Here is a 24,324-nt window from a genome sequence, read left to right as displayed (position 1 = left end):
ATCTTAGGTTCCATTAAGGTCAGGCGCCACGGCGGATCTCAGCGCTGTGCCACGTCCGTCGGTCGGACCGGCTCCGGCAGCGCCGTCTCCCCCATGAGGAAGCGATCCACCGAGGCGGCGGCGGCGCGCCCCTCCGCGATGGCCCACACGATGAGCGACTGCCCGCGGCCCATGTCGCCGGCCACGAACACGCCGTCGACATTGGTCGCGTAGGTGCCGTCACGGTCCACGTTTCCGCGGTCGGTGAAGTCCACCCCCAGGTCGGAACAGAGTCCGGCCTTCTGGGCACCCGTGAAGCCCATCGCCAACAGCACCAGATCCGCCGGGTACTCGAAGTCCGTACCGGGAACGGGCTCGAAGCGCCCGTCCACCATCCTCACCTCGGAACCCTTGAGGGCGGTGACGTGCCCGTTCTCCCCCACGAACTCGGCGGTGGACACGCCGTAGACGCGCTCACCGTTCTCCTCGTGGGCGGAGGCCGTGCGGAACATCAGCGGGTACATCGGCCACGGGGTCGAGGCCGCACGCGTCGCCGGCGGGCGGGGCATGATCTCGAAACTCTTGACCGACCTGGCCCCCTGACGGGTCGCCGTGCCGAGGCAGTCCGCGCCGGTGTCGCCGCCACCGATGATGATGACGTGCTTGTCCCGCGCGTGGATGGCGGGCAACCCGTCGGCATCCACCACCGGGTCGCCGACCGCGGCCTTGTTGGCCAGGGGCAGGTAGTCCATGGCCTGATGGATGCCCTCCAGCTCACGGCCGGGCACGGGCAGGTCCCGCCTCATGGTGGCGCCGCCGCTCAGCACCACCGCGTCGAACTGCTCCCGCAGCTGCGACGCCGTGATGTCCTCGCCGACGTTGACCCCGGAACGGAAGACCGTTCCCTCGGCCTCCATCTGCGCGAGACGCCGGTCGAGGACCGCCTTCTCCATCTTGAACTCGGGGATCCCGTAGCGCATGAGTCCACCGATGCGGTCATCACGCTCGAACACCGTGACGGAGTGTCCGGCGCGCGTGAGCTGCTGCGCGGCGGCCAGACCCGCCGGGCCCGAACCCACGACCGCGACGGTCTGACCCGTACGGAACGACGGGATCACCGGTGCCATGCCGCCGTCGGCCCACGCGGCCTCGGCGATCTCCACCTCGATCTGCTTGATCGTCACGGGCGGCTGGTTGATCCCCAGGACGCAGGAGCCCTCACACGGCGCGGGGCAGAGCCGGCCGGTGAACTCAGGGAAGTTGTTGGTCGCGTGCAGACGGTCGACCGCCGCGTCCCACTTCCCGCGGTGCACCAGGTCATTCCACTCGGGAATGATGTTGCCCAGCGGACACCCCTGGTGGCAGAACGGCACACCGCAGCTCATGCAGCGGGAGGCCTGGGTCTTCAGGTGATCCTCCGGGAGGGTCGTCGACTCGTAGACCTCCTTCCAGTCCATGATGCGCAGGTCGACGGGGCGGCGTTCGGGCAGCTCCCGCTCGGTGTGCTTGAGAAAGCCCTTCGGGTCAGCCATTTGCGGCCTCCATGATCGCCTCGTCCACGTTGCGTCCGTCCTTCTCCGCCTGCTCGATGGCCAGCAGCACGCGCTTGTAGTCGCGCGGCATGACCTTGGCGAAATGATTCACGTTCTGGGCCCAACCACCGAGGATCTCCCGGCCCCGGGCCGAATCGGTCTCCTCCACGTGGCGCTCCACGATGCCGCGGAGGAATTCCACGTCCTCGCTGGTCAGCTCGTCGGTGTCGACGAGCTCCACGTTGAGGTTCTCGGGCAGGACGCCCTGCGGGTCGTAGAAGTAGGCGACGCCACCGGACATGCCGGCCGCGACGTTGCGTCCCGTCTCCCCCAGCACGACGACGCGTCCACCCGTCATGTACTCACAGGCGTGGTCGCCCACGCCCTCCACCACCGCGGTGACGCCCGAGTTGCGCACGCAGAAGCGCTCGCCCACGATGCCGCGGAGGAATACCTCGCCGGCGGTGGCGCCGTAGCAGATCACGTTGCCGGCGATGATGTTGTTCTCGGCCGCGAAATCGGGGGCGGCGTCCTCCGCCGGGCGGACGACGATGCGTCCCCCGGACAGTCCCTTGCCCACGTAGTCGTTGGCGTCACCGAACACCCGCACGGTCACGCCGGAGGCGAGGAACGCCCCGAGCGAGTTGCCGGCGGACCCCGTGAAGCTCAGGTCGATCGATCCCTCCGGGAGCCCGGCACCACCGTGCGCCTTGGAGATCTCGTGGCTGAGCATGGTGCCCACCGAGCGGTTCACGTTGCAGATCGGGTAGCTGCCCGCGAACGGCCCCGTCGCGGGATCAGCGATCACGGAGCGGCTGTCCTCGATGAGCCGGCGGTCGATGACGCCCTCGAGCTTGTGGTCCTGCGACTTGGTGTTCCGCAGGTCCTGGTGCATGAACGGGGACTCCGCCTGGGCGAAGATCGGCGCCAGGTCGAGCTTCGCGACCCGCTTGTTGTGGGCGAACGCCCGCGACTTGTCGAGGCATTCGGAGTGTCCGATCGCCTCGTTCAGCGAACGGAACCCGAGCTCGGCGAGGTACTCGCGCACCTCCTCGGCGATGAACTCCATGAAGTTCACCACGTACTCGGCCTTGCCGTTGAACCGCTCGCGCAGGATCGGGTTCTGGGTGGCGACACCGACGGGGCAGGTGTCGAGATGGCACACGCGCATCATCACGCAGCCGGCCACGACGAGCGGAGCCGTCGCGAATCCGAACTCCTCGCCGCCGAGCAGCGCCGCGACGATGACGTCGCGCCCGGTCTTGAGCTGCCCGTCGACCTGGACGACGATCCGATCCCGCAGGCCGTTGACCAGCAGGGTCTGCTGGGTCTCGGCGAGACCCAGCTCCCACGGGCCGCCCGCATGCTTGAGCGAGGTCAGCGGAGACGCGCCGGTGCCACCGTCGTGGCCGGAGATGAGCACCACGTCGGCGTGCGTCTTGGACACACCCGTCGCGACGGTGCCCACACCCTGCTCGGCCACGAGCTTGACGTGGATCCGGGCCTCGGGGTTGGCGTTCTTCAGATCGTAGATGAGCTGCGCCAGGTCCTCGATCGAGTAGATGTCGTGGTGCGGCGGCGGCGAGATCAGCCCGACGCCCGGGGTCGAGCCACGAACCTCGGCGACCCACGGGTAGACCTTCCCCGGCGGGAGCTGGCCGCCCTCGCCCGGCTTGGCGCCCTGGGCCATCTTGATCTGGATATCGGTGCAGTTGGCCAGGTAGTTGCTGGTCACACCGAACCGGCCTGAGGCCACCTGCTTGATGGCCGACCGGCGCCAGTCACCGTTGGGGTCGGGGCTGAAGCGGTCGATCGACTCGCCGCCCTCGCCCGAGTTGGACCGGGCGTGGAGACGGTTCATGGCGATCGCCAGCGTCTCGTGGGCCTCGGCCGAGATGGAGCCGTAGCTCATCGCGCCCGTGGAGAACCGCTTGACGATCTCCGAGACGGGCTCGACCTCCTCGATCGGCACCGGGGGACGGGTCCCCTTCAGCTCGAACAGGCCGCGGAGGGTGGCCAGACGTTCCGACTGGTCGTCGACGAGCTGGGTGTACTCCTTGAAGATCTCGTAGCGACCGGAGCGCGTGGAGTGCTGGAGCTTGAACACCGTGTCCGGGTTGAACAGGTGGTACTCGCCTTCCCGGCGCCACTGGTACTCCCCGCCGATCTCGAGCTCGCGGTGCGCGGCCTCCTCCGGCCGCGGCAGGAACGCGAAGCGGTGGCGACGGGCCACGTCCTCGGCGATCTCGTCGAGCCCGATGCCGTCGATGGGGCTGATCGAGCCGGTGAAGTACTCGTCGCACAACTCCTGCGAGAGCCCCGTGATGTCGAAGAGCTGCGCACCCGTGTACGAGGCCAGGGTCGAGATGCCCATCTTGGACATCACCTTGAGCACGCCCTTCGCGGCGGCCTTGCGATAGTTGGCGCAGGCCGCGGGGGTGTCCACCCCGGTGAGGTGACCGGTCTTGACGAGCTCGTCGATGGACTCGAACGCCATGTACGGGTTGATCGCCTCGGCGCCGTACCCGAAGAGGACCGCCATGTGGTGGACCTCGCGGGCGTCTCCGGATTCGACCACGAGGCTGACCCGGGTACGGGTCTTCTCGCGGACGAGGTGGTGGTGCACGGCTGAGGTGAGGAGCAGCGACGGAATCGGCGCGTTGCGCTCATCCGACTCCCGATCCGACAGCACGATGATCGTGGCGCCATCCTCGATGGCGTGGGAGATCTCGCGGCGGATCCGCTCCAGGGCGATGCGCAGGCCGCGGCCGCCGTGAGCGACGTTGTACAGGCCGCGGACGACCACCGATCGCAGACCGGGACGGGTCTCGCCGGCCGCCATCAGCGTCGACAGCTCGTCATTGCCGAGGATCGGGTTGTCCAGGCGGATCTGGCGGCACGACGCCGGGCCCGGGTGGATGAGATCGCCCTCGGGGCCGAGCGTCACGCCGTAGCTGGTGACGAGCTCCTCGCGGATCGCGTCCAGCGGCGGGTTGGTGACCTGGGCGAAGCGCTGCGCGAAGTAGTCGAACAGCATCCGTGAGCGCTCCGACAAGACCGGCAGCGGCGTGTCGGTGCCCATCGATCCGATCGCCTCCGCACCCGCCCCGGCCATCGGCGAGACGAGGATCCGGAGCTCCTCCTCGGTGAATCCGAAGACCCGCTGCCTCAGCACGACACGCTCGTGCGGCATGTACGGGTGGTCGACCTGCGGGAGATCCCCGAGTCGGACCATGCCCTCGTCGAGCCACTGCTGGTACGGGTGCTCGGCGGCCAGCTCGGTCTTGATCTCCTCGTCGTCGATGATCCGCCCCTGGGCGGTATCGACCAGAAACATCCGGCCCGGGCGCAGGCGGGTCTTGGTGACGACCTTGTCCTGGGGGATGTCGAGGACGCCGACCTCGGAGGCCATGACGACGAGCCCGTCGTCGGTGACCCAGATCCGGGACGGGCGCAGACCGTTGCGGTCGAGCACGGCGCCGATCACGGTGCCGTCGGTGAACGTGATCGACGCCGGTCCGTCCCATGCCTCCATGAGGGAGGCGTGGTACTCGTAGAACGCCCGCTTGGCCGGGTCCATCGTCTCGTGGCGCTCCCACGCCTCGGGGACCATCATGAGCACGGCGTGGGGCAGGGTGCGCCCTGCCAGCGTCAACAGTTCCAGCGCCTCGTCGAAGCGCGCGGTGTCGGAGCCGCCCGGGGTGCAGATGGGCAGTGCCGCCGACAGGTCCTCGATGTGCTCGCTGGACATGAGTGACTCGCGGGCCCGCATCCAGTTCTCGTTACCGCGGGCGGTGTTGATCTCACCGTTGTGGGCGACGTAGCGGAAGGGGTGGGCCAGCGGCCATGCCGGGAACGTGTTGGTGGAGAAGCGGGAGTGGACGATGCCCAGGGCGGACTCCACACGCTCGTCCTGGAGATCCAGGTAGAACTCCGGGAGCTGCTTCTCGGTGAGCATGCCCTTGTAGACGAAGGTGCGAGGGCTCAGGGACGGGAAATACACGGTCTCCGAGCCGAGGTCACCCTTGCCGGGCCCCTTGGAGCCCAGCTCGTGCTCGCAGCGCTTGCGCACGACGAAGCACTTGCGCTCGAGGTCCAGCTCCGTGAGCAGCGCCCCTCCGGGGCCGGCGGCCTTGACGAAGATCTGGTGGATGCTGGGCTGCGCGTCGCGTGAGATCGCGCCGACCGTGGAGTCGTCGACCGGGACCTCACGCCACCCGATCACGGACACGCCCTGTTCGGCGGCGATCCGCTCCACCATCCGCATGGCGTCCATCGCGAGCATGCGGGACTGGGGGAGAAAACAAAGGCCGGTGGCATATGCACCGGCCTCAGGCAGTTCTACGTTCTGCTCCTCACGCATCACTTCGCGGAGGAACAAGTCCGGTACCTGGATCAACAAGCCCGTGCCGTCACCGGTGTTGGCCTCGGCGCCAACGGCGCCGCGGTGCTCGAGGTTCACCAGTGCGGCGATCGCCTTCTCGACGATGTCCCGGGACTTGCGTCCGTACATATCCACAACGAACGCGACGCCACACGAGTCGTGTTCGTATTCAGGGCGGTACAGGCTCTTGGGGCCGGGAGTCGTCATCATGTATTCGCCTTCGCTTGTCGACGGGCGGACTCCGTGGTGTCTGGAGCACCCGTACTCAGAGGACCGAAGTGCTCTGGCTCGGAAATAATATGGGCAGAAGGGGCGCAGCACACAAATCGGGAAAGTCAAACTGTGGCCCCTGACATGGGAAGCCGAGTCCACCTTGTGAGATTTCTCTCAGGGTACGCGCCTCACGCCCACCCGAGATGGCGGAAGGCCCGCCCCGGGCGAATGCTCCCGGGCCGGGCCTTCTCTCAGATAACTCACCGAATGAACGGCATTGGTGGCAACGTGACACCGTCCGGCAGCGCGACTTCGTAGTCACCCAACGATCCGGTCATCACGATGGCGGCATTGACGCCCACCGCGGCGCCTCCGACTCCGGCGACACCCGGCTCGCCCCCACGCCCGTTCGGCGTCGGGGGCCCGGGCGCAACCGGCGGCGCGGCGACCGCCGGCGCTGCCGCGACCGGAGCGGGGAGGCCCGGCAGCGGCGGAAGCGCGAGCCCCATGTTGGCGCCCACCTGCAGGATCATCGGTGCAGCAGCCACGGAACCGCCGATGAGCGCGACAGGCAGCAGCAGCGGCAGTGACCCCACAGCCGATCCTGCGGACCCGAGTGGGGCCAGCGACGCCGTGAGGGACCCGAGAGGAGCGAGGGAGCCGGTGGCCGATCCCGGTTCGAGAGATCCCATCGGCAGGGAGCCCTCAGACGAGCCTTCCTCCAGCGACCCTTCATCGGACCCGGCCGACAACGGTGCGAGGGAACCCCCGTCGAGGGAGCCCTCCAACGAGCCGTCGAGCGAACCCTCCCCCGTCCCGTTGCCCGAACCGGCATCAGAACCGGACGACAACGGCGCCAGGGACCCCTCCACCGACCCGTCCTCCGAACCCATGTCATCCGACCCGCCATCGGAACCCGCCGACAACGGCTCCAGCGATCCTCCCACCGATGCGAGAGGCAGGGAGCCCAGAGCAAGGGACCCGGGCGCGAGTGAACCGAGGTCGACCGACCCCTCCCCGGGCTCGTTGTCCGACCCGCCCTCAGAACCGGCCGACAACGGCGCGAGCGAACCCGCATCCAGCGACCCCTCCAACGACCCGTCACCCGAACCCAGATCATCCGACCCGCCCTCAGAACCGGCTGACAGCGGCGCCAGCGAGCCATCACCCGCCTCGGAACCGGACGATCCGAGCGCCAGGAGCAGAGTCACGGCCACGAGCGATCCGCCCTCGGCGGAACCGGGGTCCAACGACCCGTCGTCCGAGCCGGCATCCGAGCCCGCCGACAACGGCGCCAGGGAACCCGCATCCAGGGACCCCTCCTCCAGCGACCCTTCGTCAGAGCCCACGTCATCCGACCCGGCATCGGACCCCGCGGACAACGGCTGCAGCGAGGCTGGGTCCAGGGAGCCGGGGTCCAGCGAACCGGGGTCGAGCGATCCCGGGTTGAGCGATCCGGTGTCCGGGGACGACCCCGACGGCACGGAGCCGGGGTCCAGCGAACCGGGCCCCGAGAGATCATCCGAGCCGGTATCGGAACCGGCGGACAGCGGCTCCAGCGAGCCGGGATCCAGCGAGCCGCTCGGTATGCCTCCGTCGAGCGATCCGCCCTCACCCGACCCGGCCGAACCGAGCAGCAGTTCGAGGTTCAGACCGAGCTCGCCGTTGAGCGACCCGGTCTGGGCACCTGCGATCGCCGGCGAACCGGCGGCAGCGAGCAGCGCTGCGCTGGTGAGCGCCGCCGCCCTCAGATGTCGTGCGCGTTTCGAAGACATAGTCGATCCTTCTCTCGGTGTCCCTTGCTTCTGCCGGAGGATGCAGCGGATCGCCTGCACCGATCCCCTTACCTGACCTAAACATCGCGTAAACTCAGAATACTGTTACCTAGATCACATTACTACCGGTGAAACGACATATATTTGACCTCGTCAGCGGCCTGCGGCCACCTACGCTCGATGGGTGACCACTGCGCCCCACACCCTGTCGTCCCCGGTCCCGCCGCTTCGCCGCATGGCGGACGGCACGGTCAAGCAGACCAATCCGTTCACCGGCACCGAGGTGTGGACCGTGCCCGGTCGGGCGCACCGGCCCATCGACCACTCCCCCGGGCGGGTCACCGCGGTGGACCCGTCCGCCGCGGAGGCGCACTGCCCGTTCTGTGTGACCCGGCTGCGCGAGACCACCCCGGAGAAGGCGCGCGTAATCCGCGACGGCGACACCTGGCGGGTGCTCGAGGAGGTGTCCGCCGACGAGCTCGATGCCACGACCCCGGAGTTCCGGCTGTTCGGCAATCTCTTCGAGATCGTCTCACTGGACTACTGGAAGGCCGTGCACGGTTACCGCATCCCGGCCCGCGCGGCCGCCCACCAGTCCGCGTATCTCGCGACCCCGTCCGGCGCCGAGCACGTCCGCGCGCTGGTCCGCGCCCGCATCGCCGCAGCGCAGGGCGACCCGTCGGCCGTGGATGCCATGGGCCCGGCCGAACTGGCCACGCACTCGGAGAGCTTCTTCGGCGGCTGTCACGACGTGGTGGTGGCACGCCGTCATCTCACCGACGGCGCCACCGCCAGCGACCGCCACGCCGCGTCGGGCGACCTGACCCCCGCCGAGCACGAGCAGTTCACCGCCTTCACGGTCCGCGCGATGCGAGGCCTGTACCGCGACAACGCACACGCGCGGTACGTGTCGGTGTTCCAGAACTGGCTCGCGCCCGCGGGCGCCTCGTTCGCGCACCTGCACAAACAGCTGGTGGCGATCGACGAGATCCCCGCCAAGACCGCCCGCGAGGCGGCCGCGCTGGGCGGCGACACCGACCTCTACAACCGGCTCGGTGTGGACCACGCCGCGGCCGAGGGGTTGGTGCTGGCGGAAAACGAGCACGCGGTCGCGGTGGTGGGCGTGGGGCACCGCTACCCCGCGCTGGTGGTCTACTCGCGGTCGGCGGCGAGCGCGCCGTGGGAGCATTCGGCGGCCGAGCTGCGCGGCGTCTCGGATCTGCTGCACGCCTGCCACGCGGCGACGGGTCGGCTGGTGCCGTGTAACGAGGAGTGGCACACCCGCCCGCCTGAACGGGGTGTCGCGGCCATGCCGTGGCGGATCGTGCTGAAGTGGCGCATCTCGACACCCGCCGGTTTCGAGGGCGCGACCGGCGTCTACGTCAACACGATCGACCCGTGGGGCTTGCGTGACCGGGTGGTACCGCGCCTGGCAGAGCTCCGCGCGCAGGGCCGGATCGCCCACATGGCGGTGGGCACCGAGTGCGGGGACGTGCGGGGGGCACTTCGGTACGGGCGGTGAGGACGACGACGACGACGAGGTGGTGGCCACGCCCGGCCGGCGGGAGGGCGGGTCAGTGGCCGCGGACGCCGAGGCCGCGGACGCGGCCGGAGGCGCGTGAGACGACACGCGTGTGGATGACGCCCCGCGCGGGGGCGGCGGTGGCCTCACGGATGCCCGGGACGGAGGCCGGGATCACCACCGGCGCGGCGAGACCCGCGTCGAGCAGCATCGCGGTGGGCGTCTCCTCCGAGCCGCCGTTGATGCTGCAACACAGTTGATAGGCGTCCTCGTCCCGCCAGATATTGACCCAGTGGACGTCGAGTCCCTCACGGGCGGCCCGGCGACGCAGCGCCGACGAATAAGGGCACCCCGGCCTCCACAGCACCACCACGGCGCGACCCGCGTCGGCGACGGACCGCACGGTCTGGAGTGGCTCGTGACCGGAGGCGCGCAGCGGGGAGTTCCACAGGGCCAGCACCAGTGCCGCGACGAGCACCACGGCCGCCAACGGCGCGCCGTGTCCGAACCCGATGAGCGTCCACGCCGTGGCACACCCGAGCGCCAGAACGGCTGCGGGGCCGAGCCAGTGGCCGGGGACGAGCTCCCGCCCGGCCCGTGCGAAGGGATGGGTCACGCCGATGACCATACGCCCCGCGGTTCGGGGCGTGGGGCCCGCTTCGCCAGAATTGTGACCTGACAACGAGTCTGGTGCCGCCCGACCGGTTGCGCGGTAGCGTCGGCCCCATGACGGATCCGCCGCCGCCCACTGCGTCCCGCACATCGGCCACCCGCAAGGTCCGGGACCTCACCGGACCCGGGATCACCACGGTCTTCGGGATGGAAGGGACGGATCTGGGCATCCTGACCCGGACCCCGTCCGGGCGCCTGCTCGCGGTGTTCGGCGACACCTTCGCCGGCGCCGGGATGGGCGCCCCCCATGTGGGGCGTCCGCACCCGGGTATCGAGCAGTGTGCCCCCACCACGGATGAGCGTCCCGGACCCGGAAACCCGGACTGGCGCTCCCCCGCCGGATTGTTCTCCGACACCGTCGACCTGTCCGAGGGGCTCGAGTGGACGGACGCCGCCGGCCCGGGCCCGCGGGACTACGCCGCCCAGCTGATCGACTATGTGCACGGCCGCGGTTGCTCGACCGTCCTCCCGAGCGACGTGCTCACCATCGGAGACACCATGTACCTGCACGTCATGGTCAACGACGGCCTGGGCACCGTCACCCGCACCCGGATCCACCGGTCGACCGACGACGGCCGGACCTGGGAGCCCACGGGGGCGGAGTTCTCACCCCTCCTCGAGGGCGGCCATCGCCAACTCTGGACGTGGGAGCTCGGCGGGGACGGGTTCGTCTACGTCCTGTCCACAGGGTTCCAACGGGACAAGGGCGTCATCCTCATGCGGGTGCGTGAGGAGCACCTCGCGGATCCCGACCTCCGCAGGTGGCAGACCTGGGGCTTCCGGAAGGGCGCCTGGGGCTGGGGCAATCCCACGACCATCGTGCTGCCCGGCCGGATCGGCGAGATGTACCTGCGTCGGTGCGAGGACTTCTGGACCCTCACCTACTTCGATGCCGAGCACTACCGCATCGACTGTCTGACGTTCCCGCACATCGGGGCCGACCTGCTCGACCGCTCGGTCACCACGCACACCACGCTCCTGCACGGGAGTGCGTGGGGCGACGAGTCGGACGGTTCCGACCCCGGGGCCGGGCCCGCGCGGGTCGCCCAGCTCTACTGCGGCTGCCCGGTGCCGGGATCCACGCCAGAGGAGTGGCACTTCGTGGTGAGCCAGTGGAACACCCACGACTCGGCCGCCGGGCCCGCCGGGTGGCCGTATCGGTCCATGCAGTTCGTCGGCTCGATCCCGCGCCCTCCGCGCGACTGAACCAGGATCGCGGCTCAACCAGGGGCCCGGCGGACCAGGGGCCCTGGCGGCTCACGCCCAGGGCAGTGGCCCCAGCTCGCGTTCGGCCCACCGGTGCACGGCGGCGTGGTCGCGCACGTCGAGCCCGGCGGTGTCCACCTCTATCGCATCCGGCCACGGCGGCGTCGCCACCAGCTGGGAGTCCAGGACCTCCACCGTGGCCTCGGACGGGTCGGCGCCCACGGCCGCCCGCGCGGTGATCCGCCGAACCAGCTCGTCGCGGGGCGCGGTGCACGCGATCTCCACCAGCTCGGCGTGCGCGTCCACGGCCACGGTCTCGGCCTCCGCGCGGCGCCGTGGCTCCAGCCAGGTGGCGTCCAGCACCACCGTTCGCCCCTGCGCGAGCAGCCCGGCGGCGCGGGCGAGCATCTCCGCGTAGACCGCGTCGATCGCCGCGTCCGAATACCGGTCGGCGGCGGCGCCCGCGATCTCCCCGCGGACCACGTCGGAACGCAGCAGGTCCGCCGACAGCGCCTCTGCCAGCGGCGCGGCCAGCGTGGACTTACCGGACCCGGACACCCCGCCCACCAGCACCAGACGGACACGGCACCGCAGCAGTGAGTCGACCGCCCGGTCCGCCAACACCAGCGCCCGGCGGGCCTCGCCGCCGGCGGCCCCGTCGTCGGCCTGCTCGGCGCGGATGGCGGTCACCTTGGAGCGGACCAGGGCACGGTAGGCGATGTAGTGGTGGACCAGCGAGGGCGGCGCGTCATCGCCGGAGAAGTCGCGGTAGGCCTCGAGGAGGACGACGGCGAGGTCCCGCGCCCCCGCGGCGTCGAGATCCATCGCCAGGAATGCGATGTCAAGCATCGCGTCGCCGAACCGGAGCCGGTCGTCGAACTCGAGGCAGTCGATCACCCGCGGTCCGTCGTCGGTGAGGTAGACGTCGGCGGCGAGGAGGTCCCCGTGGCCGTCGACGACCCGGCCGGCCGCCACGCGGGACCGCAGCAGCGGGGCCCGCCCCCGCAGATAGCCCGACGCCAGGGCCGCGATGTCGTCGACGATCTCCGGGGCGTCCCTGCCCACGTCGAGTCCGCGCAGGTGGTCGAGGGACTCCGCCCACAACCGCGCCACCGCGGCGGGGGAGCCCGCGGCGTCGATCTCCTCCGAGCGGGGGCTGGCGGCGTGGAGGTGGTCGATCTGCCGGGCCACCTCGCGGATGCCGGCCACGATGTCCGGATCGCCGTCCCCGGTCGAGCCCTCCTGCCGCGACCGCACCAGCGCGGCGAGGCTCCGGTGCGCGGGGAGGCGACGCATCCGCACGACGTGATCGATCACCTCGCCGTCGGGGCCCCTCACCTCCAGCACGCCGGTGTAGACGTCCGGGGCCAGTCGACTGTTGAGCTCGACCTCGCGGCGGCTCTGCTCCGCCCGCGCCTCGACGGTGGTGTTGTCGAGGAAGCCGAGATCCAGTGGCTTGCGCACTTTGTGAGCCTGGTCACCCCAGAGGATGATGAGCGCACTGTGGGTCTCCACGAGGCCCGGAGGGCCCGGCGTCGCGGGATCTGATGCTCCGGACACGGTCATGGACCCAGCCTAGGCAGGGACGACGCCGCCCGTGGCGCCTCCGACGGACCCGCCCGACCCCGCGGGTACACGCGAGTGACCGGAGTGTTACATCAACGCGCCCTCACGATTCGGACCCCTTGCGCTCTCCCAGACCGCTTGTAGGGTCGCTGACGCACCTCGCTTCCGACCGGGGTGCCCGCGATGAGAGACATCGGGGTCGATGTAGATCGGAGACGTGCTCTATGACGAACACTCACCGGAAGACCACCAACCGCACCACCGCGAAGATCGCCGCCGTCGGCGCGTTCGGACTCGGTGCCGCCATCGCGTTCCCGGGCCTGGCCGCCGCGGAGGCCCCCACTGACCCCACCGCCAGCCTCGCCGACATCACGGGCGAGGACGGCAGCCTCGAGGGCGCCCTGGGCACCGACCTCGACCTCGACCTGGGCAGCCTGGCGTTCAACCTCAACCTCGATGCCGAGACCCCCAACCCGGGCTCCGTCGAGCTGGGTAGCCTCGGCGTCTCGCCGAACACCGGCAGCGCGCTGATCGACGGCAACTCCGGTTCCGCCGAGGACGAGACCGAGACCGCGACCGGGTCGGCCACCGGCTCCGCCGACGAGGATGCGACCGACGCCGACGCCGACAGCGGCTCGCTGGGCAGCAGCGACGAGACCACCGATGACACCGACGGCGTCACGACCGCCGCGGTGACCGAGGAGGCCCCGGCCACCAGCGGTTCGCTCGGCAGCAGCGACGAGGCCCCCGCCGACGAGACCGCAGCCGAGACCGGGTCGCTGAGCGGCTCGCTCGCCGGCCTGAGCTCGGGCGCCGAGGACGGCGACGGCACCATCGTCGACGCCGGCGCCGAGCTCGAGGCCGACGCCGGACTGAACTTCGGCTCGCTGGGCTGATAACCCCCGCGTCCACGACGCGCCTTCCCGGCCCGGGATCGTGACCCTCCCCCTCACGATCCCGGGCCGTCGTGTGTCCGCCGACACTCATGGGGGATGATGCAGGTGTGACGATCGTCGTGGCCTGCGGGGCCTTCAAGGGCTCCCTCACCGCTGTCGAGGCGTGCCACCACGCGGCCGAGGGCGCCCGTCGGGCGCACCCCGACACCGATGTGCTGGAACGCCCGGTCGCCGACGGTGGGGGCGGCAGTCTCGAGGTGATGGTCGCCGGCGGCGCCCGGACCGTGCCCGTCACGGCATCGGGGCCCACCGGCGAGCCGGTCGAGACCTCGTTCGCCGCCATCGACCCCGACACCGCGTTCGTGGAGATGGCGGACGCCTGCGGCCTGCTGCGACTGCCCGGCGGCGAGGCCCGCCCCCTGGAGGCGTCCAGCCGCGGGGTCGGCGAGGTGATGCTGGCCGCGCTGCGATCCGGCCGCGGCAACATCCACCTGGGCATCGGCGGCAGCGCGTCCACCGACGGCGGCGCCGGGATGCTCGCCGCTCTCGGTGCGCGTTTCCTGGACTCCTCCGGCACGGAGCTGCCCGACGGCGGCGGCGCGCTGGTCAACCTCGACCGGATCGACCTCGACGGCCTCGACCCGGCCGTCCGCGCCGCCCGCATCCTCGTCGCCTGCGACGTGGACAACCCGCTGCTCGGTCCGCTGGGCGCGGCCCGCGTCTACGGCCCGCAGAAGGGCGCGATCCCGGACCAACTCGACGAGCTCGAGGCCGGCCTGACCCGCCTGGTGCGGGTCCTGCGAGCGCAGGGACTCGACGTCGACCCGGATGCGCCCGGCTCCGGCGCGGCCGGCGGGGTCGGCTTCATCGCCCGTGAGCTGCTCGGCGCCTCCCTCGACCCGGGGTTCGAGGTGCTCGGCACCCTCACCGGTCTCGAGGACGTCCTGTCCGCCGCCGACCTGGTGATCACGGGCGAGGGCCGACTCGACGACCAGACCATGCACGGCAAGACCCCGATGGGAGTGGCGGCCCTGTGCCGGTCCCACGCCGTCCCGGTGGTCGCGGTGTGTGGCCGCCTGGATCTGGGGGCCGACCGGGTCGCCGAGGCCGGGTTCGCGGCGGCGGCCGCACTCACCGAACGGGAACCCGACCTGGCCCGTTCCATCGCCAACGCGGGCCCGCTGCTCGAGGAGGTCGCCGCCGAGGTCGTCTCCCGCATCCTGCCCTGAGGCGGCGTTGTCACCAGCGGTGCGGTCAGCCGATACGCCGGCGCAGTTCGTCCACTCCCCCGCCGGACAGCTCGTCGAGGAACACCGGCCGGCCCGCCATGGCCATCACCAGCGCCAGCGTCGGCCCCTCTACCTCCGGACCTGCGCCGGCCTCGAACGGCCCGTCGGTCGCCCGTAGGCGCAGTCCCTTCACGAGCCTCGCACTGTTCACCGCGAAGTCCTGCGACGCATAGAACCGCGCGACCCCGGTCAGGGGATCGACGGGGTAGGCGCGGGTCAGGCCGAGGGGCCGGCGGATGTCCTCCGCGTGCACGATCGTCTCGCCGAGCCACGCCGCGGGGTCCCCGAAGGGTGACACGCGGAGCGACGACGAGTCGACGAAGTTCTCCAGCGTCCCGCCGGGGCTGTCGCGGAGCTGCTCCCGCATCCTCCGCCGGTTGTGCTTGTCGGTGTCGAACCCCGCACCCACGATGCTGCGGACCCACCGGACCCGGCCCGTCCGGGCGACCGCCGTCAGATGGGCGAGGACCTTCTCCACGCTCCACCGGGTGCACAGCGACCCGGTGCGCCACTCCGCGTCGCGCAATGCCCCCAGCTCGTCGGCCAGGGCCGCGCGTTCCACGTGGATCGCCGCCCACAGTCGGTCCCGGTCGGCACGGGTGCGGCCCATGAGAACTCCTCCGTCGCGGTTGGGGTGGTCTCATCGAACCACGCGGCCCCGCCCGGCGGTGTGGTCCATGATGGAACCGTCCCCGCCCCCGACTGGAGGTCGACATGCGCAAGTGGCTCCTCGGCGCGCCCCTGGCCGCCCTGGCCGCGGTCGCGGCCACGGACCTGCGGCAGACCAGGTTCCCGATCCTGCGGACGTTCCCCGTCCTCGGACACGCCCGCATGGCGCTGACCGCCATCGGACCCGAGCTGCGGCAGTACATCGTCGCCAGCAACGACGAGGAACGGCCGTTCACCCGGGATCAGCGCGACTGGATCTACGAGTCCGCCGAGTCCCGGGGGACCACGTTCGGGTTCGGTACGGACAACGATATCGAGTTCCTCGAGGGCTACCCGATCATCAAACAGCGCACCTTCAGTGACGTCACCCTGTCCGCGCTCCCCCATTCCGGACAGCAGCTCCCGCTCCCGCCCGCCAAGGTGCTCGGCGCCGCCCGCGGCCGGGCCCGCGCGTTCCGGCCGGACTCTTTGGTCAACATCTCGGCGATGAGCTACGGCTCGCTCTCCGCGCCCGCGGTCGAGGCTCTGGGTCGGGGTGCCGCCCTCTCGGGAGCCCTCCACAACACGGGTGAGGGCGGCCTGAGCCCCTACCACCAGAACGGCGCGGACCTCATCTTCCAGATCGGCACCGCCTACTTCGGGGTCCGCGACGACCGGGGACGGTTCGACATCGACAAGCTGGTCGCGCTCACCGAGAAGCACCCGATCCGGGCGATCGAGATCAAGCTCTCCCAGGGCGCCAAACCCGGCCTGGGCGGGCTCCTCCCCGCCGCCAAGATCAGCGAGGAGATCGCTGCGATCCGCGGGATCCCGATGGGTGAGGACTGCGCGAGCCCCTCCCGGCATACCGCGTTCAGCGACGTCGACTCGATGCTCGACCTCGTCGAGGACATCGCCGACCGCACCGGCCTGCCCGTCGGCATCAAGTCGGCCATCGGCGACATGACCTTCTGGGAGGAACTCGCCACGGCGATGGTCCCGCGCGACCGCGGCGTCGACTTCATCACGATCGACGGCGGGGAGGGCGGCACCGGCGCCGGTCCGCTCGTGTTCACCGACGCGGTGTCCTTGCCCTTCCGCCTCGGCTTCCCGCGCGTGTACTCGGTCTTCGCCGAGGCGGGACTCACCGACGACGTCGTGTTCATCGGCGCCGGCAAGCTCGGCATCCCGGAGAACGCCGTGGTAGCGCTCGCACTGGGCGTGGACATGATCAACGTCGCGCGGGAGGCCATGCTGTCAGTGGGGTGCATCCAGGCGCAGAAGTGCCACACCGGCGGCTGCCCCACCGGTGTCGCCACCCAGAACCCGTGGCTGGTGCGCGGGGTGGAGCCCACCGCGATGGCCGAACGCTGCTCCAACTACATCCGGTCGCTGCGTCGCGAACTCGTCAAGGTCGCCGGCGCCGTCGGCGTCCCCCACCCCGGCCTGATCGGCCCCACCGACGTCGAACTCGCCCGCGGCACCCGGGACTCGCACACGCTCGCCGAGATCTACGGCTACGGCGACGGCTGGGGGCTGCCCGGGCCGGACGACGCGCGGGCCGTCACCGAGATCATGGTCGCCGCCGGCGTCGCCGAGCACACCGCGGCGATCACCCCGCCGGGCGTCGAGCCGGACTAGTCGCTCCCGGCGGCCCCCGCGCGCAGCAGTCCCAGCTCGCGGTTGAGGTTGGCGTGGGCCTGCTTCTCCCACATGTCGCGACCCGCGCGGGTGAGGAACACGGATTTGCGCTCGAGCAGTCCCTCGAGCGCGGCGATCCGCCCGGCGACAAATCTCTCGCCCGGGACGTGGGCGAACTCGTGCCGCACGTCCGCGGCGTAGGTGTCGTAGGTCTCCGGGTCTGCGCCCAGGACGGCCAGGTCGGCGTCCGAGAGGACGGCCCCGTCGAGGTCCCCGGGCTCGACCCGGTGCCCGCCCATGAGACGGACGAGGCGCGCGACCTCCTCGACGGGCGCGGCGGGGTCGAGCAGTTCCTCGGCCAGCGCCGCCGACTTCTCGTTGTTCTCCGCGCCCGCGGGATCGAACACCGCGGCGTGCAGCCACGCGGCCAGTCGGACCGCCGTGGCGTCGAAGGTCTCCCCGTCCGCCTCGAGCGCGTCCACGGCCCGGAGCACCGCCCGCAGGTGCGTCTCGTTGTGGTACCGCCGCTTCGGCTCGTTCCAGCGTCTCAGCAGGTCAGCCCGCAGCTCGGGGGTGAGGAACCCGACGGGGGCGTCGAGCGGGTCAGCGGAGGCCGTGCGATCCGTGTCCATGGTCGGACTCTACCGCCGAACCTGCGCTGATCCGCGCCGGATCGGGTTACTCCTCCAGCTCCGAGCCCAGCCTCGGTGGGAACTCCTCGAGTGCGGCGAGCTCGGCGGTGTCGAACGTGCGGGCCCTGGACAGGAACCGCTTGCCGGTGGGGTTCTCGAGGCTGAACCCCGAGCCCCGTCCCGGGATCGCGTCCAGCACCAACTGCGTGTGTTTCCACGTCTCGAACTGGGAACCCGAGATCCACACGCGGACCCCGGGTGCCAGGTCCAGCTCCCCCACCAACACGTCGCGCTGCCCCACACGGAACTCACCGTCGGGATAGCACATGGGCGCCGAGCCGTCGCAGCACCCGCCGGACTGGTGGAACATCACCGGGCCGTGCCGGCCGACGAGCTCGCGGATGAGCTCGACGGCCGGCTCGGTCGCCACGAGGCGCGGCGGTAGGTCGGCGGGCGCGCCCTCCGGGGGGAGCGCCCGCGCGGCGATGCGCACGCTCCCGCCCGAGGGCAACCCGCACACGTCGTCCATCAGAAGAAGCCCTGCGGCTTGCCCGAGTAGCTCACGAGCAGGCACTTGGTCTGCTGGTAGTGGTCGAGCATCATGCGGTGGTTCTCGCGGCCGATGCCGGACTGCTTGTAGCCGCCGAACGCCGCGTGCGCCGGGTACTGGTGGTAGGTGTTGGTCCACACGCGGCCGGCCTGGATGGTGCGGCCGGCCCGGTAGGCGGTGGTGCCGTTGCGCGACCACACACCGGCACCGAGTCCGTAGAGGGTGTCGTTGGCGATGGTCATGGCGTCGTCGAAGTCGGTGAACGAGCTCAGGGACAGGACCGGCCCGAAGATCTCCTCCTGGAACAGCCGCATCTTGTTGTGACCGCGGAAGACGGTCGGCTGCACGTAGTAGCCACCCGCCAGGTCACCGTCGAGCTCCGCCCGGGCGCCGCCGGTGAGCACGTCCGCGCCCTCCTGCTTGCCGATGTCGATGTAGGACAGGATCTTCTCCAGCTGATCGCCCGAGGCCTGCGCGCCCAGCATGGTGTCGGTGTCGAGCGGGTTGCCCTGGGTGATTTTGTTGGTGCGCTCGATCGCGAGTTCGGTGAACTCGTCGAAGACCGACTTCTGCACCAGCGCGCGCGAGGGGCACGTGCACACCTCGCCCTGGTTGAGGCCGAACATCGCGAACCCCTCGAGTGCGGCCTGCCGGAAGTCGTCGTCGGCGTCCATGACGTCGGCGAAGAAGATGTTGGGGCTCTTGCCGCCCAGCTCGAGGGTCACCGGGATGAGGTTCTCGGAGGCGTACTGCATGATCAGCCGCCCGGTGGTGGTCTCGCCGGTGAAGGCGACCTTGCGGATCCTCGGGTTGGAGGCCAGGGGCTTGCCCGCCTCGGCGCCGAAGCCGTTGACCACGTTGAGCACGCCGGGCGGGATGAGGTCACCGATCACCGACAGCAGGAACAGGATCGACGCCGGGGTCTGCTCGGCCGGCTTGAGCACCACGCAGTTGCCCGCGGCCAGTGCCGGGGCGAGCTTCCACACCGCCATGAGGACCGGGAAGTTCCACGGGATGATCTGGCCGACCACGCCGAGCGGCTCGTGGAAGTGGTACGCCACCGTGTCCTCGTCGATCTGTGAGATCCCGCCCTCCTGCGCGCGGATACACCCGGCGAAGTAGCGGAAGTGATCGATCGCCAGCGGGATGTCGGCCGCCAGACACTCGCGGATCGGCTTGCCGTTGTCCCACGATTCGGCCAGGGCGATGGCCTCGAGGTTCTCCTCCATGCGGTCGGCGATCCGGAGCAGGACCAGCGAGCGCTCGGCGGCGGAGGTGGCGTTCCAGGCCGGGGCGGCGGCCCACGCGGCGTCCAGGGCCGCCTCGATGTCCTCGGAGGTGCCGCGGCCGACCTCGCAGAAGACCTGACCGGTGATCGGGGTGACGTTCTCGAAGTACTCGCCCTTGACGGGTGCCACCCACTCGCCGCCGATGTAGTGCTCGTAGCGGCTCTCGTAGGACATCACCGAACCATCGGCGCCGGGCTGTGCGAAAACGGGCATCGTGCCCCTCCTTCTCCTCCGCGCGACCCCCGTGGTCGTCGCTGTGATGTAGGACACTATCCGCGGCGGGGTTGCAGCAACGTTGCACGACGGACGATTCCGTCCGACTCCGTGCGGGCACTGCCCGACCGGACAGGCCCCACCCGTTCGACCTGCCGGAATCCACCGCATCCCCTCGCCGCGGACGTCCCGACCGCCCTACCGTCAGCCCCCATGGAGACCACCGCGAGACCCGGGGCGACCCGAGAGATTTCCGCGATCCGGGGCGGACCGGGCCGACGCTTCGGGGCGTTCACCGTCGTGGCCGACGCCCATCGGGTACGGATCGGGCACGACCTCAGCCACGACGAGGTGAGCGAGGCGGTGATCCCGGCCATGTCCCGAGACCTGCTCGACACCGGGGTCCTCCACACCGTGGACGAGTTCCACCGGGCCGTGACCGCGCTCGTGACCTCCCGGGACGGGAGCTGGCAGGAGTGCTGGTCCGACTACTACCGGTCCTCGATCGCAGCACTGACAAACGGCCACTGCCCGTTCTCCCCGGTCCACGACCGGGCGGTGGCGGAGTTGGTCGGCGACTCGGCGCTGGAGATCGGGTGTTGCTTCGGGTTCCTGTCCCTGCGGCTCTCACGGGAGGGGGCCGGGACCATCGCGGCAGATCTGGACCCCACCGTCCTCAAGCTGCTCCGGACCTGCGCACCGGCCGGTGACACCCTGCCGACCCCCGTCTGTCTCGACGCGCGGACGACTCCCTTGGCGACGGACACCGCGGACACCGTCTACCTCGTCCACGTCCTCGAGCACCTCGACGAGGACGCCGGCTGGGACATGGTCCGCGAAGCCCTCCGTCTGGCGCGACGCCGTCTGGTGATCGCCGTCCCCTTCGAGGCGGTGGCGGTGGCACAGTACGGGCATGTCCGGACCTTCGACATCCCCACACTGACGAGCCTGGCCGCCCGGATCGCGACGGTCGGACACGGCCGGTCGGCCGGTATCCGGACGAGGGTCGACGAACACCACGGGGGATGGCTCGTGGTGGACACGTGAGTCCTCTCGCCACCCGCCCTACTCCAGCCCCGCTCGCCTCCCACCCCCGCCCGTCGCCGGTCAGAGCAACCCCTGCCGACTGGCCACGTACACCGCCTCGGCACGCCGGGAGACCTTGAGTTTGCGCAGGATGTTGCTGATGTGGAACTTGGCGGTGGTGGCCGAGATGAACAGGGCCTGACCGATCTCCTTGTTCGACATCCCCTCCGCCAGCAGCGTCAGGACCTCGATCTCCCGGGCCGACAGGGCCTCGGACGCCGAGCCCCCGCCCTTGAGAGCGTCGAGCACCATCGACGCGGTCCGGGTGTCGAAGGCGCTCTGCCCCGCCGACACCGACCGGACGGCGGTCACCAGCTCGGTGACATCCACGTTCTTGACCACGTACCCACGTGCTCCGGCCCGGACCGCACGCACGACTATCGCCTTGTCGAGGAAGGTGGTGAGCACCAGCGGGGCGACGTCGGGGAACAGGTCCCGGACCGCTGCACAGACCCGCAGTCCGTCGAGTTCGGAGCCGCTCCCTAGTTTGAGGTCGATCACCGCGACGTCCGGGCGGGTCGAGGTGATGACCTCCAGCGCCGAGTCCGCGGTCGACGCCTCCCCGACCACCTCGATATCGGGTTCCCGCTGCAGCATCAGCCGCAGCCCTTCTCGGAGGACCGCGTGATCGTCCACCAGGACGGTGCGGATCGTCGCCGGTGGGGTCATGGGGCCGGCCGCCGACGGGGTCATCGGACCGGCCGCCGGTCCGCACCGTCGACGCGGGGCGCCACCACCGTGATCGCCACCCCGCCCAGCTCGGACTCCGCGATGCTCATCACGCCCCCCACCAGTTCCGCCCTCTCCCTCATGTTGACCAGCCCGTGGCGCTCGTCGGGGGACCCGGTCCGGGCCGCTTCGAGCAGGTGGCGCAGGTCCTCCGGCCGGCCCTCGCCGTCGTCCTCCACGGTCAGACCCACGGCCTCGTCACTGAAGTCCACAGTCACCACCACTCCGTTCCCCCGCGAGTGTCTCGCGGCGTTCGCGAGCGCCTCACCGGCGATCCGGAGCAACTCGTGCTCGATCTCGTGGGTCGTGGGGAACTCGCTGCCGAGGAGCCTGACCTCGGTGGACATGCTCGACGGGACGTGGAGACGGCAGAGATCCTCGATCAGCCGACTCAGGCTCCCGTCACCGTCGTCGATCGTGCGGAGGGCGTAGATCACGGACCGCAACTGTTCGACGGCCTGGTCGGTCAGATGCACCGCCTTCTCGAGCAGCGGCCGCTGCTGCTCGGCCCGTCCCACCGCGTCGAGGCCGAGTTGGAGATGCATCCCCGCGCCGAGGACGAGCTGGGACACGCTGTCGTGGAGTTCCCGGGCCATCCGCGACCGTTCCACGTCGAGGATCCGCTGGCGATGCGCGGCGTCGAGCTCCCGGTGGGCGATCTCGAGTTCGGAGTTCCGCCGGGACAGCTCCACCACGTGCCCCCGGGCCTCCTCGTACGCCTCCTCCGCCCGCGCGAGCAGCGTCTCCTTGTCCCGGAACAGGACGGAGTTGTGCAGGGCCACGGCCGCCTGCGCGGCGAGGATCCGCAGGACCACGGTGTCGATGTCATCGGCCGGTCTCCCGGGGTGGCGCCACGACGCCAGCCCGCCGATCACCCCGCCGTGCAGGATCAGCGGCACGGTCACCGCGTCGGGGCCGCCGGCCTCGGCCACCTCGGCGGAGCGGCCGCCCCGGAGCACCGCGAGCAGGACGTTGACCACACCCTTGGGCAGACCGTCCGGCACCGGCGCGAGATCCCGCCCCTCGAACGCCACGAAGCGCCCCTCGGGGTCCACGAGGACGTGCCGTGGTTCGACGGACGGGAGCTGACCGTCCCGGAGGGCCACCAGCGCCCACTGGGCGTCGAGCTGGTCGTACGCGACCCTGAGGACGGACAGCATCAACTCCTCGGGCCCCTCGGCGGTCCGCACCAGCGCCCCGGAGACGCGATCGAGTGCGTGCATGGACCGTCGCAGCCGCGATTCGGCCGCACGGTACTGGTCGAAGAAACTTCTCTTGACCGACCGCAGGCCGAGGAGTGAGTCCAGGTCCGTGGGCCCCTCGGTCATGACGCCTCCCGATAGAGCCGTTCGACGTCCTCGAGGGTGACGGGACGCGGATTCGTGGCCATGCAGAGATCGTCGAGCGCGTGCGCGGCCAACGTGGGGATGTCCTCGCCCCGGACTCCCAGGAGCGAGAGTCCCGACGGGATCCCGACCGACGCGGAGAGGTCCCGGAAGCGGTCCGCGACCCGGTCCGTCACCTGGCCGCCCCGGGAACCGACGGTGACGCCGGCCGCGCGCGCCAGGCCGGCCATGCGGTCCGGAGGCATCACCACCCCGTTGTGTCGGACGACATGGGACAGCAGGACCCCGTTGATCTGGCCGTGGGACGAGTCGTACCGCCCGCCCACCGGGTGGCTCATCGCGTGGACCGCCCCCAGCACGGCGTTGCTGAACGCCATCCCCGCCTCGAGCGACGCCAGCGCCATGTCCTCCAGCTGCACGTGACTGAGCCTCTCGCCGGCCGCGAGCCTGTCGAGCGACCGCGCGCACAGCTCCACGGACCGCAGGGCGTGGGAGTCCGTCAGCGGGCCCGCCGCGCGCGAGAAGTACGCCTCCACCCCGTGCGAGAGCACGTCGATCGCGGTCGCCGCCCCCACGTCCTCGGGGACGGTCGCATGGGTACTCGGGTCGATGACCGTCACGTCCGGCACCAGCGACCGACTCACGATGGTCACCTTGGTCCGGCGGTCCGAGTCGTTGACCACGCAGAACTGCGAGACGTCGGCCCCACTGCCCGCCGTCGTCGGCACGGCCACCACCGGGGGCAGCGGCAGCCGGACACGGTCGACCCCCTCGTACTCGAGGACGTGCCCGCCGTTGGAGACGACGAGCGCGACCCCCTTGGCGGCGTCGATCACCGAGCCGCCGCCCACCGCCACGATCACGTCGCACCCCGAGGAGTGATAGGTCTGCGCGCCCTCGAGGATCTGGGACGCGCGCGGGTTGGGGCGGACGTCGGACCACACGACCGGCTCGGCACCCTGTGCCCTCAGCCCCTCGACGACCGTGCCCGGCCACGGGGTGAGTTCGAGCCACGGATCGGTGACGACGAGGGGGCGACGTGCGCCCAGTCCCATGGCGGCGGTCGCGGCCTCGGGCAGGGCTCCGAAGCCGAAGAGGATCTCCGGCGCGTGGAACTTCGCCACCCGGCCTTCCGACGACATGACCTCACGATAGG

At 70.7% G+C, this 24,324-nt stretch carries 18 protein-coding genes; 6 read left to right on the top strand and 12 right to left on the bottom strand.

The annotated features are described in order from the left end of the window. Positions 1 to 38: 38 nt before the first annotated feature. The 3 genes from G6R20_RS00655 to G6R20_RS00645 all read right to left on the bottom strand — a co-directional run bounded on the left by G6R20_RS00655 (position 39) and on the right by G6R20_RS00645 (position 7,883). Positions 39 to 1,511 carry a glutamate synthase subunit beta gene (locus G6R20_RS00655; RefSeq protein ID WP_067714930.1) on the bottom strand — a complete coding sequence of 491 codons (1,473 nt, stop codon included), beginning with the start codon at positions 1,509 to 1,511 and terminating at the stop codon, positions 39 to 41. Further along, a complete protein-coding gene (gltB, locus tag G6R20_RS00650; protein WP_163375294.1) occupies positions 1,504 to 6,105 on the bottom strand; it encodes a glutamate synthase large subunit in 4,602 nt (1,533 codons plus the stop codon). The genes G6R20_RS00655 and gltB overlap by 8 nt, the downstream gene beginning before the upstream one ends. 263 nt (positions 6,106 to 6,368) lie before the next feature. Beyond that, entirely contained in the window at positions 6,369 to 7,883 is a 1,515-nt protein-coding gene (locus tag G6R20_RS00645; RefSeq protein WP_163375292.1) for a hypothetical protein, read from the bottom strand. Positions 7,884 to 8,067: 184 nt separating this feature from the next. On the opposite strand from G6R20_RS00645, the gene G6R20_RS00640 reads away from it, so the two are divergent. Then, positions 8,068 to 9,405: a DUF4921 family protein gene (locus tag G6R20_RS00640; RefSeq protein WP_227022114.1), complete on the top strand. Its 1,338-nt coding sequence runs from the start codon at positions 8,068 to 8,070 to the stop codon at positions 9,403 to 9,405. A gap of 52 nt (positions 9,406 to 9,457) precedes the next feature. On the opposite strand, the gene G6R20_RS00635 is transcribed toward G6R20_RS00640, so the two are convergent. After that, positions 9,458 to 10,021 carry a hypothetical protein gene (locus G6R20_RS00635; RefSeq protein ID WP_227022115.1) on the bottom strand — a complete coding sequence of 188 codons (564 nt, stop codon included), beginning with the start codon at positions 10,019 to 10,021 and terminating at the stop codon, positions 9,458 to 9,460. 110 nt (positions 10,022 to 10,131) lie between these two features. On the opposite strand from G6R20_RS00635, the gene G6R20_RS00630 reads away from it, so the two are divergent. Further along, positions 10,132 to 11,283: a DUF4185 domain-containing protein gene (locus tag G6R20_RS00630; protein WP_163375290.1), complete on the top strand. Its 1,152-nt coding sequence runs from the start codon at positions 10,132 to 10,134 to the stop codon at positions 11,281 to 11,283. A gap of 51 nt (positions 11,284 to 11,334) precedes the next feature. Here G6R20_RS00630 and G6R20_RS00625 read toward each other — a convergent pair whose 3' ends face one another. Next, entirely contained in the window at positions 11,335 to 12,849 is a 1,515-nt protein-coding gene (locus G6R20_RS00625) for an AAA family ATPase (protein ID WP_067714942.1), read from the bottom strand. 224 nt (positions 12,850 to 13,073) lie between these two features. Between G6R20_RS00625 and G6R20_RS00620 the strand changes: the two genes are divergently transcribed. Both G6R20_RS00620 and G6R20_RS00615 read left to right on the top strand, forming a co-directional pair. Continuing rightward, positions 13,074 to 13,745 carry a hypothetical protein gene (locus tag G6R20_RS00620; RefSeq protein WP_163375288.1) on the top strand — a complete coding sequence of 224 codons (672 nt, stop codon included), beginning with the start codon at positions 13,074 to 13,076 and terminating at the stop codon, positions 13,743 to 13,745. 107 nt (positions 13,746 to 13,852) lie between these two features. Further along, positions 13,853 to 14,974, top strand: a complete 1,122-nt coding sequence (locus G6R20_RS00615) for a glycerate kinase (RefSeq protein WP_096906263.1) — start codon at positions 13,853 to 13,855, stop codon at positions 14,972 to 14,974. Positions 14,975 to 14,999: 25 nt separating this feature from the next. On the opposite strand, the gene G6R20_RS00610 is transcribed toward G6R20_RS00615, so the two are convergent. Beyond that, positions 15,000 to 15,644 carry a maleylpyruvate isomerase family mycothiol-dependent enzyme gene (locus G6R20_RS00610; protein WP_067714949.1) on the bottom strand — a complete coding sequence of 215 codons (645 nt, stop codon included), beginning with the start codon at positions 15,642 to 15,644 and terminating at the stop codon, positions 15,000 to 15,002. A 104-nt stretch (positions 15,645 to 15,748) separates the two neighbouring features. On the opposite strand from G6R20_RS00610, the gene G6R20_RS00605 reads away from it, so the two are divergent. Continuing rightward, positions 15,749 to 17,323, top strand: coding sequence for an FMN-binding glutamate synthase family protein (locus G6R20_RS00605; RefSeq protein ID WP_067714951.1), 1,575 nt, complete (start codon positions 15,749 to 15,751; stop codon positions 17,321 to 17,323). Here the strand turns inward: G6R20_RS00605 and G6R20_RS00600 are convergent. Genes G6R20_RS00600 through G6R20_RS00590 form a run of 3 tightly spaced genes read right to left on the bottom strand, consistent with a single transcriptional unit; the run spans position 17,320 to position 20,007 of the window. Beyond that, complete coding sequence (locus G6R20_RS00600) at positions 17,320 to 17,955, bottom strand: hypothetical protein (RefSeq protein ID WP_163375286.1); 636 nt, start codon at positions 17,953 to 17,955, stop codon at positions 17,320 to 17,322. The genes G6R20_RS00605 and G6R20_RS00600 overlap by 4 nt on opposite strands. 46 nt (positions 17,956 to 18,001) lie before the next feature. Further along, complete coding sequence (locus G6R20_RS00595; RefSeq protein WP_194307384.1) at positions 18,002 to 18,484, bottom strand: DUF779 domain-containing protein; 483 nt, start codon at positions 18,482 to 18,484, stop codon at positions 18,002 to 18,004. Then, a complete protein-coding gene (locus G6R20_RS00590) occupies positions 18,484 to 20,007 on the bottom strand; it encodes an aldehyde dehydrogenase family protein (RefSeq protein WP_067714957.1) in 1,524 nt (507 codons plus the stop codon). Before G6R20_RS00590 ends, G6R20_RS00595 begins: the two co-directional genes overlap by 1 nt. A 213-nt stretch (positions 20,008 to 20,220) precedes the next feature. Between G6R20_RS00590 and mftM the strand changes: the two genes are divergently transcribed. Next, positions 20,221 to 21,054, top strand: coding sequence for a mycofactocin oligosaccharide methyltransferase MftM (gene mftM, locus G6R20_RS00585; RefSeq protein WP_082923826.1), 834 nt, complete (start codon positions 20,221 to 20,223; stop codon positions 21,052 to 21,054). Positions 21,055 to 21,114: 60 nt separating this feature from the next. On the opposite strand, the gene G6R20_RS00580 is transcribed toward mftM, so the two are convergent. From G6R20_RS00580 to G6R20_RS00570, 3 genes are read right to left on the bottom strand one after another with little or no spacing between them, the layout of a single operon-like run. Then, positions 21,115 to 21,786: a response regulator transcription factor gene (locus G6R20_RS00580; RefSeq protein WP_269502984.1), complete on the bottom strand. Its 672-nt coding sequence runs from the start codon at positions 21,784 to 21,786 to the stop codon at positions 21,115 to 21,117. Beyond that, positions 21,783 to 23,150: an ATP-binding protein gene (locus G6R20_RS00575; protein ID WP_067714959.1), complete on the bottom strand. Its 1,368-nt coding sequence runs from the start codon at positions 23,148 to 23,150 to the stop codon at positions 21,783 to 21,785. The genes G6R20_RS00580 and G6R20_RS00575 overlap by 4 nt, the downstream gene beginning before the upstream one ends. After that, the gene (locus G6R20_RS00570; RefSeq protein ID WP_069389263.1) at positions 23,147 to 24,310 is read right to left on the bottom strand and encodes an iron-containing alcohol dehydrogenase; all 1,164 of its coding nucleotides are present in this window, start codon (positions 24,308 to 24,310) and stop codon (positions 23,147 to 23,149) included. Before G6R20_RS00570 ends, G6R20_RS00575 begins: the two co-directional genes overlap by 4 nt. Positions 24,311 to 24,324: the final 14 nt, after the last annotated feature.

The organism is Dietzia sp. Alg238-R159 (genome assembly GCF_900537145.1).
In the GTDB taxonomy this organism is placed as follows: domain Bacteria; phylum Actinomycetota; class Actinomycetes; order Mycobacteriales; family Mycobacteriaceae; genus Dietzia; species Dietzia kunjamensis.
The sequence above is the reverse complement of the archived record's forward strand: the minus strand, read 5'-3'. Positions and strand labels throughout refer to the sequence as shown.

Coding starts and splice junctions, on each gene's coding strand:
- G6R20_RS00655 (WP_067714930.1), bottom strand. CDS start 1,511: ATGGCTGACCCGAAGGGCTTTCTCAAGCACACCGAGCGGGAGCTGCCC.
- gltB (WP_163375294.1), bottom strand. CDS start 6,105: ATGATGACGACTCCCGGCCCCAAGAGCCTGTACCGCCCTGAATACGAA.
- G6R20_RS00645 (WP_163375292.1), bottom strand. CDS start 7,883: ATGTCTTCGAAACGCGCACGACATCTGAGGGCGGCGGCGCTCACCAGC.
- G6R20_RS00630 (WP_163375290.1), top strand. CDS start 10,132: ATGACGGATCCGCCGCCGCCCACTGCGTCCCGCACATCGGCCACCCGC.
- G6R20_RS00625 (WP_067714942.1), bottom strand. CDS start 12,849: ATGACCGTGTCCGGAGCATCAGATCCCGCGACGCCGGGCCCTCCGGGC.
- G6R20_RS00620 (WP_163375288.1), top strand. CDS start 13,074: ATGACGAACACTCACCGGAAGACCACCAACCGCACCACCGCGAAGATC.
- G6R20_RS00610 (WP_067714949.1), bottom strand. CDS start 15,644: ATGGGCCGCACCCGTGCCGACCGGGACCGACTGTGGGCGGCGATCCAC.
- G6R20_RS00605 (WP_067714951.1), top strand. CDS start 15,749: ATGCGCAAGTGGCTCCTCGGCGCGCCCCTGGCCGCCCTGGCCGCGGTC.
- G6R20_RS00600 (WP_163375286.1), bottom strand. CDS start 17,955: ATGGACACGGATCGCACGGCCTCCGCTGACCCGCTCGACGCCCCCGTC.
- G6R20_RS00595 (WP_194307384.1), bottom strand. CDS start 18,484: ATGGACGACGTGTGCGGGTTGCCCTCGGGCGGGAGCGTGCGCATCGCC.
- G6R20_RS00590 (WP_067714957.1), bottom strand. CDS start 20,007: ATGCCCGTTTTCGCACAGCCCGGCGCCGATGGTTCGGTGATGTCCTAC.
- mftM (WP_082923826.1), top strand. CDS start 20,221: ATGGAGACCACCGCGAGACCCGGGGCGACCCGAGAGATTTCCGCGATC.
- G6R20_RS00580 (WP_269502984.1), bottom strand. CDS start 21,786: ATGACCCCGTCGGCGGCCGGCCCCATGACCCCACCGGCGACGATCCGC.
- G6R20_RS00575 (WP_067714959.1), bottom strand. CDS start 23,150: ATGACCGAGGGGCCCACGGACCTGGACTCACTCCTCGGCCTGCGGTCG.
- G6R20_RS00570 (WP_069389263.1), bottom strand. CDS start 24,310: ATGTCGTCGGAAGGCCGGGTGGCGAAGTTCCACGCGCCGGAGATCCTC.